A 15939-nucleotide genomic window follows, 5' to 3' on the forward strand; every position below is an offset into this window, starting at 1 on the left:
CCGCGAGATTCGATTTGTGTCATGGCAGGTGGAGCCCCCCTCCATGGCCGATGGATCGAAAGATCCTGAATGCCCTGCTCCTAGGGATTTCTACCTAGAACAGAAACGCCCTTACTTCCATAGATCCCGCAATATCAATCCGCAAAGGCGTCGGATGCGGTAAGATCCGCAATATCGATGTCGAGCAACCGCATCCGTGCGGCGATATCAGGCCATTCGGCGTTCAGGAACTGGCGGCGTTCTGCCTGCTTCAAACGTTGCCGTGCCCCTTCGAGCACGCGAATGCCGATGCCGCGCTGCACCTCGATCAGGCCGTCGTCCTGAAACTGCTGATAGGCCTTGGCAACGGTGAGCGGATTGGCGCCCTGATCCGCGGCGAAGGCGCGCACCGATGGCAGCATCTCCCCTTCGCAGAACGTCCCGTCGATAATGGCGGCCGCGATGATTTCGCGCAGGCGCATGTAGACAGGCTTTGCCATACCAGCCCCCGCACCCGGCAAGGGCGCCACGGACCGGGTACCGGCGGGGCGGTTTGCGGTCGTGGCGGCTCGATCGGGCATGGTGGTATAGTGCCATAACACAGCGAGTCGGTCAATTGCGCAGGTGACGCTTCGTGCGCTGCGGCTTCGCGATCAACCCGGTTTCGGACGAAACAAATGCGCTTCACATCAACGCAATATGCTTTAGGGTCGCGCGCTTGTGAAAATATAATCGGGGGATCGATCGCTCATGGCGACCCAATACGCGCAGGACGGCGACGCAGCCGGCACGTTTCTCGGCCATCCCAAAGGCCTTTTCGTGCTGTTCTTCGCCGAGATGTGGGAGCGTTTTTCCTATTACGGAATGCGCGCCCTGCTCATTTTCTACCTCACCCAGCACTGGCTCTTTTCCGATAGCCAGTCCGGCGTCATCTACGGCGCCTATACCGCGCTCGTCTACATCACCCCGGTTCTGGGCGGCTATCTCGCCGACAAATATATCGGGCAGCGCAAGGCGACCGCGTTCGGGGCGATGCTGCTGACTTTCGGTCATTTCCTGATGGCGTTCGAAGGGACCGGCGGCCAGGACGATGCAACGATCAACATCTTCTGGCTCGCGCTCAGCTTCATCATCATGGGCACCGGCTTTCTGAAGGCGAACATCTCGGTCATGGTGGGGCAGCTTTATCCCCGCACCGACGTGCGCCGCGACGGCGCGTATACGATCTTCTACGTCGGCATTAACCTCGGCGCGGCGTTCGGTTCGCTGCTCTGCGGCTATCTGGGTCAGACCTATGGCTGGGCCTATGGCTTTGGCGCGGCGGGTGTCGGCATGCTGGCCGGCCTCATCGTGTTCACCATTTTCCGCCCCCTGCTGCTGGGCCGCGGCGAACCGCCGATCGCTTTGTCGAAGGCGCGCGAACTTACCATCTACGCCGTTTCGGTCGCGGGCATCGCGGTCCTGTGGGCACTGATCCAGTATCAGGAAATGGTCGGCTGGCTGCTCATGGTGGCGGGCGTCATCCTCGTGGGCTACGTGTTGATCGTGGCGGTGACGAAGCTGGAGCGGCATGATCGCGACCGGATTTTTGCCGCGATGTTCCTCATCATCGGGTCGATCCTGTTCTGGGCCCTGTTCGAGCAGGCGGGCTCCTCGCTCAACCTGTTCACCGACCGCCATGTCGATCGCGGCGGCGTTCCGGCCTCCATGTTCCAGTCGATCAATGCGATCTATATCGTGCTGCTCGGCCCGGTGTTCGCGGGTCTGTGGACGCTACTCGGCCGCAAGGGGCTCGAACCCTCGGCTCCGGCCAAGTTCGGCCTAGCGCTGTTGCAACTAGGCGCGGGTTTCCTCGTGCTGGTCGCGGGTGCGGCGGCGGCGGGGCCGGCATTGGTGCCGGTCCTGTTCATCTTCCTCATCTATCTGCTGCACACCACGGGTGAGCTTTGCCTGTCGCCGGTCGGTCTGTCGGCGATGAACCGTCTGGCCCCGGCGCACATGGCCTCGCTCATCATGGGGACCTGGTTCTTCGCATCGGCGACCGGCAATTTCGTCGCCGGCCTGATCGCGGCGGCGACCGGATCCGAGGCGGCGAGCGGCGAAGGTGCGGCGCGCGAAACGGTGATGGGCGTGTACAGCCAGATCGGCTGGATCTCCATCGGCGTCGGCGTGGTCGTGCTGGTGATTTCGCCGCTGATCAAGAAGCTGATGCACCTCGACACGCTGGCCGATAACAATGTCGGCGACGACCTCCTGGGTCAGGCCGAAGTCGGCGAGCAGCAGGCCGCCGGGGTTCACCCCGAAACCCGGCCCAGCTAAACCCGGCCGCCCTGCCGAACCACGACGCCCCCGCCGCCCCGCGCGCCGGGGGGCGTTTTGCTACAAGGACCGGCCATGACCGATATTTCTCTCCTGCTCTCCGCCGCGATCGTGTTCGTGGGCACGCATATCCTGCTCTCCGGCCCGCTTCGCCCGCTTGTGGCCGGGTGGCTGGGGGAGCGCGGCTTTGCCATCGCCTACTCGCTCATCGCGCTCGTCACGCTGGGCTGGATGGTGCGCGCGTTCCGTCATGCGCCCGCCGCGCCGATGCTGTGGGACGGGTGGCATATCGCAAGCTGGCTTGCGGGGAGCGTGCTGACGCTGCTGGCGCTGGTCTTCCTCCTCGGCAGCGTGGTGCGCAATCCGGCCCTCCCGCACCCGGAGGCGGAGGCCGTGGCACAGGCGCGCGAGGCGACCGGCATCTTTGCCGTCACCCGCCATCCGATGATGTGGGGCATCGCCCTGTGGGCCGCGGCGCATATCGTGGTCGCGCCCAATCCGCGCACGCTGGTCCTTGCCGGCGCGCTCGGGTTTCTCGCCCTCGCCGGCTCCCGCGCTTCAGGACGGGCGCAAGGCGCGCCACATGGGCAAGACATGGGCGGCATGGCGGGCGCGCACGACCTTCTGGCCCCGGCTATCGCGGCTGGGTTCGGTGCGCTGGCCGTTCTGGGTGGGGGCGGCGGTGCTCTGGCTCGCCATTACTCGGGCGCACGGGCCGGTCGGCGGGATTCCCGCCGGGCTCTGGCGCTGGTTGTGAGGCGGCCTTAATGCGCCGCCTCTCACGCGGGAGAGGGCCGCCTACGCGCTGGCTTCCGCGATGCCGGCGCTGTTGTGGCGCAGCGCTTTCAACACCGTGTCGACGATCTGCGGCGCGTTCAACCCGGCGATGTCATACTGCCTGTCCGGCGCATCATGGTCGAGGAACGCGTCGGGCAGGCGCATCGTCCGGATCTTCAGCCCGCCATCGGTCAGCCCCTCGTCGCTCGCCATGGTGAGCACATGCGCACCCAGCCCGCCGATGCTGCCTTCCTCGACCGTGACGACGACCTCGTGGGAGGCGATCAGCTTGCGGATGAGATCCTCGTCCAGCGGCTTGGCAAAGCGCATGTCGGCGATGGTGGTCGAAAGCCCCTTCGCCTCCAGCTCGTCCGCCGCCTTGCGCGCCTCGCCGAGACGGGTGCCCAGCGACAGGATCGCGACCTTCGACCCTTCGCGCACGATGCGGCCCTTCCCGATTTCGAGCCGCTCCGGCACTTCGGGCAGGTCCAGCCCCACGCCCGAACCGCGCGGATAGCGAAAGGCGATCGGTCCGTCGTCATATTGCGCGGCGGTGTGGACCATGTGGGTGAGTTCGACCTCGTCCGCGGCAGCCATCACCACCATGTTGGGGAGCGAGGCGAGATAGGTCACGTCGAAGCTGCCCGCATGGGTCGCCCCGTCGGCCCCGACCAGCCCGGCCCGGTCGATGGCAAAGCGCACCGGCAGATTCTGTATCGCGACATCGTGCACGACCTGATCGTAGGCGCGTTGCAGGAAGGTCGAATAGATCGCGCAGAACGGGCGCATTCCCTGCGCCGCGAGGCCCGCGGCGAAGGTCACCGCATGCTGCTCGGCGATACCCACGTCAAAGCTGCGCTCGGGGAATTTCTCCGCGAATTTGTCCAGTCCGGTGCCCGACGGCATCGCGGCGGTGATCGCGCAGATGCGGTTGTCGCTCTCCGCCTCGGCGATCAGCGCCCTGGCAAAAATGTTGGTATAGCTGGGCGGACCGCCGGCGGATTTCTTCTGTTCGCCGGTGACGACGTCGAATTTCTGCACGCCGTGATATTTGTCGGCGGATTTTTCGGCCGGGCCGTATCCCTTGCCCTTCTGCGTGACCACATGGACGAGGCACGGACCCTCGCCCGCGTCGCGCACGTTTTCGAGCACGGGGATGAGCGCGTCCATGTCGTGCCCGTCGATCGGCCCGACGTAATAGAAGCCCAGCTCCTCGAACAATGTGCCGCCCATCGCCATGCCGCGGGCGTATTCGTCGGTCTTGCGCGCCGCATTCTGCAACGGGCGGGGCAATTTGCGCGCGAACCTGCGCGCCAGCTCGCGAAAGCCGAGGAAGCGCCCGCTCGACACCAGCCGCGCCAGATAGCTCGACAATCCGCCGACCGGCGGCGCGATGGACATGTCATTGTCGTTGAGGATCACGACGAGGCGATTGCCCGCCGCCTCCGCATTGTTCATCGCCTCGTAGGCCATGCCCGCGCTCATCGCGCCATCGCCGATGACGGCAATCGCCTTGCCCGGCGCGCCCGAAATCCTGTTCGCGGTGGCAAAGCCCAGCGCGGCGGAGATCGACGTGCTCGAATGCGCGGCGCCGAACGGGTCGTATTCGCTCTCGCTGCGCTTGGTAAATCCGGACAGCCCGCCGCCCTGCCGCAGGGTGCGGATGCGGTCCCGGCGTCCGGTCAGGATCTTGTGCGGATAGGCCTGGTGCCCGACGTCGAAGATCAGCCGGTCGCGCGGCGTGTCGAATACGTAATGGATCGCGGCGGTCAGCTCGACCACGCCGAGGCCGGAGCCGAGATGCCCGCCGGTCTGACCCACCGCGGCGATCATCTCGCTCCGCAGCTCATCGGCGAGTTGGCGCATTTGCGCAGGCTTCAGCTTGCGCAGGTCAGCAGGCGTGTCGACGGTATCGAGAAGAGGCGTGGCCGGTTCGGCAGTCATCCCCCTGTCCTATACGGCCAATTCACGCTTGTCGAATGGGTAAGTGGATCGGCGGCGGCAAAGGTTGCAGTTTTCGCGCCGCATCACGCCGGACGGAAGTCCATCGCCGCGCCGTTCATGCAATAACGCTTGCCGGTGGGCTTGGGCCCGTCGTTGAACACATGGCCGAGATGTCCGCCGCAGCGCGCGCAATGGACCTCCGTTCGGGGCATGCCGATCTTGTAATCGGTGGACGTGCCGACCCCGCCCGGCAGCGGGCGATAGAAGCTCGGCCAGCCGGTGCCGCTTTCGAATTTCGTCTCGCTCGCGAACAGGCGATTGTCGCACCCTGCGCAAATATAGGTGCCGGCGCGCTTCTCCGCGTTCAGCGGCGAGGAATAGGGCCGCTCCGTCCCCGCCTTGCGCAGGATGCGGAACTCCGAGGCGGACAGCTTCGCGCGCCAGCGGTCCTCGCTCATCGAAACGGGGAAATCCTTTGCCTGGGCCGGGCCGCCGCCACATGCCGATACGAATGGCGCCGCCGCACAGGCCGAAAGCCAGGAAAGAACGCTGCGTCGTGAACTGTTTTTCATGGGGATGAGCATAGAGGAGGGCGGCTGACCCGTCCATGAACCTTCAGCGTCGAGGCAGGCTTGCGGGGTCGCGCCGCGCCGGGCAATGCGGCATAGGAGGCCGCATGACCGACACCGCCCACGCCCAAACCGCCACGCTCGCCGATCTGCGCACGCGATTGCTGGCGCAGGCCGCGGAGGAAGGGTTCGCCAGCGTCGGGATCGCCGATGCCGCCGCCAACCCCGAACGCAGCGCCCGTTTCGCGCAATGGCTCGCCGATGGTCACCACGCGACGATGGCCTGGATGGAGGAACGCCGCGAACAGCGCGCCGACCCGCAAGCCCTGTGGCCCGATGCGCAGCGGGTCATCGCGCTCGGCATGAGCTACGCCCCCGGCCGCGATCCGCTCGCGCTGGCGGATGCGGGCGATACCGGGCGGATCTCGGTCTATTCGCAGGGGCGCGATTACCACGATACGGTGAAAAAGGCGCTGAAACGGCTGGCGCGGTGGCTGGTCGCGGAGGCGCCGAAACACGGGTATCCCGACCCTCAGGTGAAGGTGTTCGTCGATACCGCGCCGGTCATGGAAAAGCCGCTTGGCGCCGCCGCCGGGATCGGCTGGCAGGGCAAGCATTCCAACATGGTGAGCCGCCGCCACGGGAGCTGGCTGTTCCTCGGCGCGATCTATACCAACCTGCCCTTCGCGCCCGACGCCGCCCATGCCGACAATTGCGGATCGTGCCGCCGCTGTCTCGACGCATGTCCGACCGACGCGTTTCCCACGCCCCGCACGGTCGATGCGCGCCGCTGCATTTCCTATCTCACGATCGAGCACAAGGGCCCGATCTCGACCGAATTTCGCAAAGCCATCGGCAATCGCATCTATGGCTGCGACGATTGTCTCGCCGTCTGTCCGTGGAACGGCTTTGCCGATGCGGCGGCGGCGAACCGGGCCTTCCTGCCGCGCGCCGAACTGTCCGCGCCACCGCTCGATGCGTTGCTCGACCTTGACGATGCGGGGTTCCGGGCGCTGTTTTCCGGCTCTCCGATCAAGCGGATCGGGCGGGGTCGGTTCGTGCGCAACTGCCTGATCGCGGCGGGAAATTCAGGCGATCCGGCCTTGCTAGAGAAGATCGATGCCCTGCGCGCCGATGCCGACCCGGTGGTGGCCGACGCGGCGCGCTGGGCATGGGAGGAACTCAGCTCGCCTTCATCTCCTTGAGCGCGACATCATTGTCGGCCAGCAGGTCGGGGTCGATCACCGCGCGGCGTTCGACCAGCTTGCGCCCCTGCACGTAATCCTTGATCTTGTTCACGCAATCGAGCGCGATGATCCGACCGTCCTTCAGGTAGATCACCGAAAAGCTGCGGTCCGCCGGATCGCCGCGCAGCACGGTCCGATCATGGTCCATCGACAGGCCGACCGTCTGCAATTTCAGATCGTACTGATTCGACCAGAACCACGGCGTCGCGGCATAAGGCGCTTCCTCGCCGCAGATCGCCTTGGCCGCGACCGTGGCCATGTCATTCGCGTTCTGCACCGATTCGAGCCGGATGACCGCGCCATCGGCGAAATCGTTGCCATGCGCGGCGCAATCGCCGATGGCGTAGACGTCGGGCAGGCTCGTGCGGCAGAATTCGTCCACCTCGACCCCGTTCGCGCCCGCCGCGCCCGCCACGATGAGCGGGCCGATGCACGGCACGATGCCGATGCCGACGATGACCATGTCGGCGGGCACGATGGACCCGTCCGCCATCTTCACGCCGTTGAGCTTCTCTCCATCGCCCTCGATGCAATCGACCGCCGCTTCGAGGCGGAGATCGACGCCATGCTTGCGATGCTCCTCTTCGTAGAAGCGGGACAGATCCTCGCCCGCGACGCGCGCCAGCACGCGGTCCAGCATTTCGAGCAGCACGACCTCGACGCCGAGCTTGCGCAGGACGGCGGCTGCTTCCAGCCCAATATAGCCGCCGCCGATGATCACCGCACGGCGCGCGCCCGCGTCGATTTCCGCCATCATCCGGTCGACATCGGCCCGATTGCGCACCGAATGCACCCCGGCAAGCTCGGCGCCCGCGCACGACAGCCGCCGCGCATCGCCGCCCGCCGCCCAGATCAGGTGATCATAGCCCATCTCGCTCCCGTCGGAGACGGTCACGCGCTTTGCCTGCGGATCGATGGCGGTCACCTCGCGCCCGAGCATGAGCGTCACGTCCTTGTCGTCCCAGAAGGAGGGCGGGCGGATATAGAGCCGTTCGAATTCCTTCTCCCGCGCGAGATATTCCTTCGACAGGGGCGGCCGTTCGTAGGGCGGTTCCTGTTCGCGCCCGATCAGCGTGATGGTCCCCTCAAAACCGTTCTGACGCAGCGCGAGTGCCGCCGCGGCGCCGCCGTGGCCCCCGCCGACGATGATGACATTTGCATGATCCATAAGAGCCCTCTCTCTCCCTGTTTGTGCCGATTGCTAGGGCGCGGGCGGGAAAGGGGCAAGAGTGCGGGATGATTTTCATGCCCGCGCCCGCGAACGTGCGGCGACGACTATAAGGGGATCAGGGGGCAGGGCGACGCATGGTTGGTTGGTCCCGAAACGCCGCATGCCCGCCCCCGGACACCCAAGGTTACAGCGCGCCTGCCAGCCCGGCGATGATGTCGAGCGACCGATGCCGCGCCTGCGGATCATAGGTCGAACCCGACAGCATCAGCTCGTCCGCGCCGGTGCGCTGAATGATGGATTGCAGCGATTCGCGCACCTCGTCCGGCGTGCCGATGGCGCTGACCGAACGGGTGGCCTGCAACATGGCATGCGCCTGCGGGGGCAGGTCGTCGCGGTAGCCGCGCACCGGTTTCGGCAGCCGTCCGGGGTTCCCGGTGCGCAAGGCCACGAAAGACTGATCCATCGAGGATGCATGATAGAACGCATCCTCCCGCGTATCGGCGGCATAGGCATTGACCGCGACCATCACGCGCGGCTGGTCGAGCGTTTCGGACGGCTCGAACCGTTCGCGATAGGTGGCGAGCGCCTCGTCCAGCGCGGCGGGCGCGAAATGCGCGGCAAAGGCGTAGGGCAGGCCGAGAATGGCGGCGAGCTGCGCGCCGAACAGGCTGCTTCCGAGCATCCACATTTCCACCTTCGCGCCGGCGCCGGGCGTGGCCTGCAACGGCAATTGCGGGTCGCCTTCGAACAGGGCGCGCAATTCGACGACATCCTGCGGGAACGCCTCGGCACTGCGGTGGAGATCCTTGCGCAGGGCACGGGCGATGCGGCCGTCGGCCCCGGCGCGCGTCCCAGCCCGAGATCGATGCGCCCCGGATAGATCGCGTCGAGCGTGCCGAATTGCTCGGCAATGACGAACGGGTTGTGATTGGGCAGCATGATCCCCCCCGCGCCGAGCCGGATGGTCGAGGTCGCCTTGCCCACATGGGCGAGACAGACCGAGACCGCCGCGCTGGCGATGCCGGGCATGGCGTGATGCTCCGCCATCCAGAACCGGTGAAAGCCGGCGTCCTCTGCCTTTTTTGCAAGCGCCACGCTGTCGTCGAGCGACTGGGCCACGCTGCCGTCTTCGGTGATGGATGCGAAATCGAGTATGGAAAGGACGGTCATCGACCAATCTCCTGGGAATCCGGCGCCTGTGGCGAGGTCGCCTGTGTCGCGGGGGCGGCGGGTTCGTCTGCCCGCATCGCGTCGAGCTGTTGCAGATAGAATTGCGCGCGTGCGGCGGTTTCGCTGCCGGGCGTGCTTTCCACGATGCGGCGCCACGCACTGGCCGCGGTCATGTCGTCGCCCGCCAGCGCCGCGATCAGCCCGCCTTCGAGCATGATGTCCGGATTGCCCGGTGAAAGCGCGTCGGCAACCGCGATGGCGCGCGCGGCATCGGCCAGCCTGCCCGTGCGCCGGGCGAGCGTCGCGCCGAGGAGGAACGCCGTCGCATCCTGCGGATTGCCTTCCTGCGCGAAGATCAACGCCTGCGCCGCGTCGTCATCGCGCGACAGGGCGACGAGCGCGCGGGCGCGGTCGACGTGCAGCCCCGCGGCCACGCGCCCCGGAACCGCCGTCCCGGCAAGCGCGCCAAGCCCTGCGTTAAAGCGGGCGAGCGCGCCGGCCGCATCGCCATTGGCGAGCGCGGCATTGCCCGCCTGCGCATGCAGCGCGGACAGGCGGCGCGGATCGGGGGCGGGGCGCGCGGCAAGATCGGCGGCGGCCTCGGCAAAGGCGGCCTCGGCCTCGGCCCACATCGACCGGTTGGCATAGGCAGTGCCGAGGCATTGCAGCGGAAGCGCCCGCGAGCCGGACGTGATCTCGGCCCGCCATTGATCCGCCTCGGCCATGGCGGCGGCGGAATCGCTGCGCGCCTGCGCAAGACAGCCCGACAGCCGCGCATCGGCCAGCGTCATGGCCTGAGGCGGATTGGCGGGCGGATTGGCGGCTGGCGGTTCGGCGGGCGCGCCCTGCATCAAGAGCAGCAGCGGCGAAAGCAGGGGAAGAATGGTCATGCCCCCTATTTAGGGAGCCTGCGCTGAACCCCAAGTGTCGGCGCCGTCCCGCGCGGGATCAGCCGGCGAGTTCGTCGAGCGTGGCGAGCAGCAGCGCGATATCCGATTCGCGCGAAAGACGATGGTCGCCGCCCTTCACCAGCGTGATGCGGACATCGCCGCCCTCCAGCCGTTCCGCCAGCCGCAGCGCGATGCCCACCGGCACCTCGGGATCGTCCTGTCCATGGAGCAGGCGGGTGGGGCAGTACAGCGCAATGGTGTCGCCAAGCATGCGCTGCGCCTGTCCGTCACGCCAGAACCGCGCATGGGTCGGCATCGGATCGTAGCCGTAATTGTTCTCCTCGAACACGGTTTCACCGGCGGCCAGCGCGGCCTTTTGCGCGTCGTCGAAACCCCAGTCGGTGAAATCGGGCGCGGCGGCGATGCCCACCATGCCCGCGACCGCCGCATCGCCGCCCCGGCTCACCAATGCGCGCGCGATCATCAGCATGAGCCATCCCCCCATCGACGAGCCGACGAGCAGCACCGGCCCCGACCGCGCCCCGCCCGCCACATGGTCGAGCAGGGCGATCGTCTCCGCACACCAGCGCGACAACGTGCCATCGGCGAAATCGCCCCCGCTCTGCCCGCAGCCTGCGTAATCGAGCAGCAGGCAGGCGCGGCCCTTCGCCATGGCATCGGCCATGACGCGGGTCGCCTTGCCGCCCTCCATGTCGGACATGTAACCGGGCAGGAACACGATCGTCGGCCCATCGCCCGGATGGTGGCGATAGGCGATGTCATCCGCATTCGGTACGGTGAAATGGCGGACGGGGGGCAGGGCGGTTTCGGCGGTCTGGGTCATGGGTGTGGGATAGGGCGGGGCCGCACGGCTGGCAATGCGCGGCACGGGTTCAATCCGCCTCGCGCAGGAAAATCTCCTCGATCCGCATGGCGAACAGGTCGGCGATGCGGAAGGCCAGCGGGAGGGACGGGTCGTAGCGGCCCTTCTCGATCGCGTTCACGCTCTGCCGGCTGACCTCCAGCCGGTCGGCGAGATCCTGCTGGCTCCAGTCACGCTCGGCGCGGAGCACTTTCAGCCGGTTCTTCATGATTCGCCGTCCGCGCGATTGCGCAGCGACATCCAGCATTGCGCAAGGCCCATTCCCATCGCGTAGACGGGAACGGTCCACCAGCCCGGCACATGCGGCACCAGTTCGAAGGTTTCGAGAAAGCCCCAGAACGACCCGACCGCGAGCACCGCGCCCAGCCCGATCAGAGAGGCCTGTATCGCCCGGTGGCGCAGATATTCGTCCTGCTCCTCCACCACGTATCGCCCCATGACATAGATGACGGCCAGCGTCGGAATGGTCGGCAGCAAGGCGACGAAGAACATCACCGACGGACTCAGCGTCATCTGGTCATGGATGCGCACTGCGATGCCCAGCCCTGCGACATAGGCGAGCGCGGCGACCATGATGCCCGTGTTGTAGCGCCGGCCCGCCGTGCTCGTCGTGCAATTGCGGCTGCGGTTCATGGCGCGGGTCGCGGGGATGAGCAGGGTAAAGCTGAGGGCGAGCAGGATGAAACCGACAGGTGCCCCGATCACGCCGCTCAACCGAAGGCCGGCCACGATGCCGATGCACCCCATCATCAGGCCGAGCCACAGGCCCGGCCTTGCCGGATCGCGCGGGGATTCGTCGCGCAAGCGTCCGGCGCGGTTCATGGCCGCGCGTCCCGGCGGATCGCCCCGCAACGGCGCGCGGTGAAGAACGGCATCGTCAGAATGGCGGCGAAGGTGGCCCAGTCGGGCAGCACGTCGAGAATGTTGAGAAGCGCGACGAGAATGACGGCGAGGCCCCAGGCCATGGCGATATGTTTCGGCACCGGCTTTTTCGGGATCGGGCAATGTGACATAGGACAAGTTCCCTTGCTGTTGTGTAAAGCCTACTTAACAACCGGCAAAATTGGTGTCAAGCGTGGTTTACAAAAGGAAGCGATCGCTTGTCTTTCCGATCCCGGATGACAGCGGCGATCCGTGCTGCTAAACGCTTGGCGCATGCGGATGTTTGCACCTTTTACGACTACCACCCGGATCCGTCCGGGCACGGTCCGCCCGGCCTGAAAGCCGGCGCGATACCGCCGCCCGGCGTTGCGGGTGGACGGCATCCCCATCCGTTTCGCGACCGATTCGATTCTACCCTAGCGATGCCGCACCTTTCGGTTGCCGCGCGCCTGTGTCATGGGCATCGCGAACGCGGACCCGAACGGGCCGGAATGAGAGATCCTGTGTCATGAGTGAGCTTTTGAAGATCAGCCTGCCCGACGGTTCGGTGCGTGAGGTCGCGCCCGGCAGCACGCCTGCCGACATCGCCGCCGCCATCGGGCCGGGGCTGGCCAAGGCGGCGATCGCCGCGCGCGTCGATGGCGAATTGCGCGACATCATGCGGCCCTTCGACGGCGATGCGCAACTCGCGCTCGTCACCGCAAAGGACGAGGCCGACGCGCTCGATCTTGCCCGCCACGATTACGCGCATGTCCTGGCCGAGGCGGTGCAGGCGCTCTGGCCCGATACGCAGATCACCTTTGGCCCCTCGACCGACGACGGGTTCTACTATGATTTCGCGCCGGGCGAACGCGGCCCGTTCACCGATGAGGACCTGCCCGTCATCGAGGACAAGATGCGGGAGATCATCAAGGCGGACAAGCCGCTCCGCCGCGAGGAATGGGACCGCGACCGGCTCATCGTGTGGTTTCGCGACCATGGCGAGACGTTCAAGGCCGAATGGGCCGGCGAACTGCCCGAGGGCGAGGCGCTCACCGTCTATCATTCGGGCGAAGACTGGCTCGACCTGTGCCGCGGGCCGCATCTGGCCAGCACGGGGAAGCTCGATCCGGCCGCGTTCAAGCTGACCCGCGTGTCGGGCGCATACTGGCGCGGGGATCAGTCGAACGCCATGCTCAGCCGCATCTACGGCACCGGCTGGCTGAATAAGAAGCAGCTGAACGCGCATCTCGTCCGGCTGGAGGAGGCGGCGAAGCGCGACCACCGCAAGCTTGGCAATGAAATGGACCTGTTCCACCTTCAGGCCGAGGCGCAGGGCAGCGTGTTCTGGCACCCCAAGGGATACCGCATCTGGCGCGAGCTGGAATCGTACATGCGCCGCAAGATGGACGGCGCCGGCTATAGCGAGATCAAGACGCCGCAGCTCATGGACGTGCGCCAGTGGGAGCAATCGGGCCACTGGGGCAAATATGCGGAGAACATGTTCGCCGTGCCCGACATGGTGCCCGAAGTGGACGACAGCGGCGCAGGATCGCATCCCAGCGTGGCGAAGGATGCCGACTGGATGGCGATCAAGCCGATGAACTGCCCGGCCCACGTGCTGGTGTTCAAGCAGGGCATCACCTCCTATCGCGACCTGCCGATCCGGCTGGGCGAGATGGGATGCTGTCATCGCAACGAACCGCATGGCGCACTCCACGGGCTGATGCGGGTGCGGCAGTTCACGCAGGACGACGCGCATATCTTCTGTACCGAGGCACAGGTCGTCGACGAGGTCCGCGCCTTCTGCAAGCTGGCGGACGAAGTCTATCGCGATTTCGGGTTCAGCTATCATGTAAAGCTCGCGTTGCGCCCGGAAAAACGGTTCGGCAGCGACGCCGACTGGGACAAGGCGGAGCAGGAATTGCGCGACGCCGTGGCCGAGGCCGGCATGGCGAATGACGATTATGGCTGGGAAGAATTGCCGGGCGAGGGGGCGTTCTATGCCCCGAAGCTGGAATGGCATCTCACCGACGCGATCGGCCGCACCTGGCAGGTCGGCACGATACAGGGGGACCGCGTGCTGCCCGAACGGCTCGACGCGAGCTATGTCGGGGAGGATGGCGCGCGCCATCGCCCGGTCATGCTGCACCGTGCGATCTTCGGCAGCTACGAACGTTTCATCGGCATATTGATCGAGCATTTCGCCGGGCGCCTGCCGGTATGGCTCGCCCCGGTGCAGGCGGTCGTGGCGACCATCGTGTCCGATGCCGACGATTATGCGAAGGAGGCCACGGCGAAATTGCAGGCCGCGGGCATCCGGGTCGAATCGGACCTGCGCAACGAAAAGATCAATTACAAGGTGCGCGAACACAGCCACGCGAAGGTTCCGCACATCCTCGTCGTCGGCAAGCGGGAGGCGGAGGAAGGCACCGTCGCCGTCCGCACGCTGGGCGAGCAGGCGCAGCAGATGATGACACTCGACGAGGCCATCGCCGTGCTGAAAGCGAAGGCGACGCCGCCCGATCTCGCCTGACGGGCGGCGCGCGGTTCAGTCCGCCTGCGTCTCGTCCAGCAATCGGGCGAGACGCAGGCCGGCCTGACGGATGCGGTCCTGCACGACCGGCACGCTGGCCTCGATGTCGGCCTCGGTCCATGCGGTTGCGGGGATCGGGCCGTCTTGCGAGCACGGAGCACCGTCGGCGGCGCGCGGGTAGATCAGCCCGCGCCCGATTTCCCAACTTTCCCGGCCCCAGTCGCCCGGCCCGCCCGTGGCAATGGCGCGCCGTTCCGCCGGGCTGTAGCGGCGCACGAGATCGCGCCCGCCCGCACTGATCGCGCGTTCGGCCAACGGGCCGTCCCACACGGCATGCAGGTTGAAGCCGGGCACGATGCCATAGCTCGCCTCGACATCGTTGCCGCCGCGATCCTCGTGATCGCCGGAGTGCAGCGGTTGATGCACGTCGCCGGTCATGTGCACGACATAGGACAAGGCGCGCAGACGCTCGTTCGCGGGGAGCGTCCGGTCGGCGAGCCGAGCCGCCTGCGTCCCGATCGCGGCATTGACGCAATCGCCATCCTCGCAATTGTCGTCGGGGGCGTAGGGGAGGCACACGTCATGCGTCTGATAATGCCAGGCCGCGGTGTTCCGGAACCCGTCCACGCGGCGGATGCAATCGGGCCATGTCGCGGCATCGTCCATGGTGGAAAGGTCGCAGCCGGCGCCGACGTCGCCATCGGCTTGGCGGAACAGCGCGTCGATCTTTGCGCGTGTGGGGGGCGCGACATTTTCCATCGCGATGTCGGCAACGGTGCGATGGCCGAACCCGCTCCACGCGGAGGCCGGGGCCGCGACCATCGCCGCCATCGCAGCCGCCATCAGTGCGAGGGCGCGCATCATGCCTCCTCCATCTCGAAGCTTTCGATCACCCAATCCTCGTCTTCGGCGGCATTGATCCATTGCTGCATCCAGTCATGCTCCCACACCGCCTGCATATAGGCCTGCGCGAAACCGGGCACGCCCACGCCATAGGTCATGAAGCGCGACACCACCGGCGCATAGAAGATGTCCGCCGCGCAGAACGCCCCGAACAGGAAAGGCCCGCCCCCGCCGAATCGCGAACGCGCCTCCGCCCATAGGGAGAGAATGCGCACGATATTGCCGGTCGCGTCGTCGGATATACGGTGCCCTTCGATGCGGCGGCGCACGTTCATCGGCATTTCGCGGCGTAGCGGCAGGTAGGAGCTGTGCATTTCGGCGACCATCGCGCGGGCCATGCCGCGCGCGACGTCATCCTTGGGCCAGAAGCGGTCGCGCCCGACCTTGTCGCCGAGGTATTCGAGGATCGCGAGGCTGTCCCAGATCACCGCATCGCCGTCCCACAGGATCGGCACCTTGCCGGAGGAGGGCTGCACGTCGCCCCATTCCTTCTTCTGCGCTTCCCAATCCTCGCCCGAAATATTGACGGTCAGCTCCTCGAACGAAAGCCCCGATTGCTTCGCCGCGAGCCAGCCGCGCAGGCTCCAGCTCGAATAGTTCTTGTTGCCGATGACCAGTTTCATGCATGTGCCCCGCTGTTTGCAGGGGCGGAGGTAACGGCTGGCGGCGGGCAAGTCGAGAGTGGCCTCG

General features: G+C 66.5%; 15 protein-coding genes and 1 pseudogene. 4 read left to right on the forward strand and 12 right to left on the reverse strand.

Features of this window, described 5'->3' with window-relative positions; translation table 11 throughout:
• Positions 1-134: 134 nt before the first annotated feature.
• Positions 135-479, reverse strand: a complete 345-nt coding sequence (locus JD971_RS08305; RefSeq protein ID WP_202087479.1) for a GntR family transcriptional regulator — start codon at positions 477-479, stop codon at positions 135-137.
• A gap of 250 nt (positions 480-729) precedes the next feature.
• Here JD971_RS08305 and JD971_RS08310 point away from each other — a divergent pair, with 250 nt between their 5' ends.
• Both JD971_RS08310 and JD971_RS17160 read left to right on the forward strand, forming a co-directional pair.
• Complete coding sequence (locus JD971_RS08310; protein ID WP_202082515.1) at positions 730-2298, forward strand: peptide MFS transporter; 1569 nt, start codon at positions 730-732, stop codon at positions 2296-2298.
• Positions 2299-2373: 75 nt separating this feature from the next.
• Positions 2374-3066: an NnrU family protein gene (locus JD971_RS17160; protein WP_371809513.1), complete on the forward strand. Its 693-nt coding sequence runs from the start codon at positions 2374-2376 to the stop codon at positions 3064-3066.
• Positions 3067-3096: 30 nt separating this feature from the next.
• Here JD971_RS17160 and dxs read toward each other — a convergent pair whose 3' ends face one another.
• Together dxs and msrB are read right to left on the reverse strand one after the other, a co-directional pair.
• Positions 3097-5019, reverse strand: coding sequence for a 1-deoxy-D-xylulose-5-phosphate synthase (dxs, locus tag JD971_RS08320; RefSeq protein ID WP_202082517.1), 1923 nt, complete (start codon positions 5017-5019; stop codon positions 3097-3099).
• Between the two features lie 83 nt (positions 5020-5102).
• Positions 5103-5603, reverse strand: a complete 501-nt coding sequence (gene msrB / locus JD971_RS08325; RefSeq protein WP_202082519.1) for a peptide-methionine (R)-S-oxide reductase MsrB — start codon at positions 5601-5603, stop codon at positions 5103-5105.
• Positions 5604-5695: 92 nt separating this feature from the next.
• On the opposite strand from msrB, the gene queG reads away from it, so the two are divergent.
• Positions 5696-6793: a tRNA epoxyqueuosine(34) reductase QueG gene (gene queG, locus JD971_RS08330; protein ID WP_202082521.1), complete on the forward strand. Its 1098-nt coding sequence runs from the start codon at positions 5696-5698 to the stop codon at positions 6791-6793.
• Here queG and JD971_RS08335 read toward each other — a convergent pair.
• The 7 genes and pseudogenes from JD971_RS08335 to JD971_RS08365 form a co-directional block, all read right to left on the reverse strand.
• Entirely contained in the window at positions 6771-8003 is a 1233-nt protein-coding gene (locus tag JD971_RS08335; protein WP_202082523.1) for an NAD(P)/FAD-dependent oxidoreductase, read from the reverse strand. The genes queG and JD971_RS08335 overlap by 23 nt on opposite strands.
• 187 nt (positions 8004-8190) lie before the next feature.
• Positions 8191-9176, reverse strand: a pseudogene (locus JD971_RS08340) (LLM class flavin-dependent oxidoreductase).
• Positions 9173-10066: a hypothetical protein gene (locus tag JD971_RS08345; protein WP_202082525.1), complete on the reverse strand. Its 894-nt coding sequence runs from the start codon at positions 10064-10066 to the stop codon at positions 9173-9175. Before JD971_RS08345 ends, JD971_RS08340 begins: the two are co-directional and overlap by 4 nt.
• A gap of 58 nt (positions 10067-10124) precedes the next feature.
• Positions 10125-10910: an alpha/beta fold hydrolase gene (locus tag JD971_RS08350; protein WP_202082527.1), complete on the reverse strand. Its 786-nt coding sequence runs from the start codon at positions 10908-10910 to the stop codon at positions 10125-10127.
• Between the two features lie 49 nt (positions 10911-10959).
• Positions 10960-11157 carry a helix-turn-helix transcriptional regulator gene (locus tag JD971_RS08355; protein ID WP_202082529.1) on the reverse strand — a complete coding sequence of 66 codons (198 nt, stop codon included), beginning with the start codon at positions 11155-11157 and terminating at the stop codon, positions 10960-10962.
• Entirely contained in the window at positions 11154-11771 is a 618-nt protein-coding gene (locus JD971_RS08360) for a hypothetical protein (protein ID WP_202082531.1), read from the reverse strand. The genes JD971_RS08355 and JD971_RS08360 overlap by 4 nt, the downstream gene beginning before the upstream one ends.
• Complete coding sequence (locus JD971_RS08365) at positions 11768-11962, reverse strand: hypothetical protein (RefSeq protein ID WP_202082533.1); 195 nt, start codon at positions 11960-11962, stop codon at positions 11768-11770. Before JD971_RS08365 ends, JD971_RS08360 begins: the two co-directional genes overlap by 4 nt.
• Before the next feature lie 377 nt (positions 11963-12339).
• On the opposite strand from JD971_RS08365, the gene thrS reads away from it, so the two are divergent.
• Positions 12340-14346 (forward strand): threonine--tRNA ligase, encoded by a 2007-nt coding sequence (gene thrS / locus JD971_RS08370; protein ID WP_202082535.1) that lies wholly within the window; start codon positions 12340-12342, stop codon positions 14344-14346.
• 15 nt (positions 14347-14361) lie between these two features.
• On the opposite strand, the gene JD971_RS08375 is transcribed toward thrS, so the two are convergent.
• Positions 14362-15210, reverse strand: coding sequence for a S1/P1 nuclease (locus tag JD971_RS08375; RefSeq protein ID WP_371809514.1), 849 nt, complete (start codon positions 15208-15210; stop codon positions 14362-14364).
• Positions 15207-15872, reverse strand: a complete 666-nt coding sequence (locus JD971_RS08380; protein ID WP_202082537.1) for a glutathione S-transferase family protein — start codon at positions 15870-15872, stop codon at positions 15207-15209. The genes JD971_RS08375 and JD971_RS08380 overlap by 4 nt, the downstream gene beginning before the upstream one ends.
• Positions 15873-15939 lie beyond the last annotated feature (67 nt).

This window comes from Croceicoccus sp. YJ47, assembly GCF_016745095.1.
In the GTDB taxonomy this organism is placed as follows: Bacteria; Pseudomonadota; Alphaproteobacteria; order Sphingomonadales; family Sphingomonadaceae; genus Croceicoccus.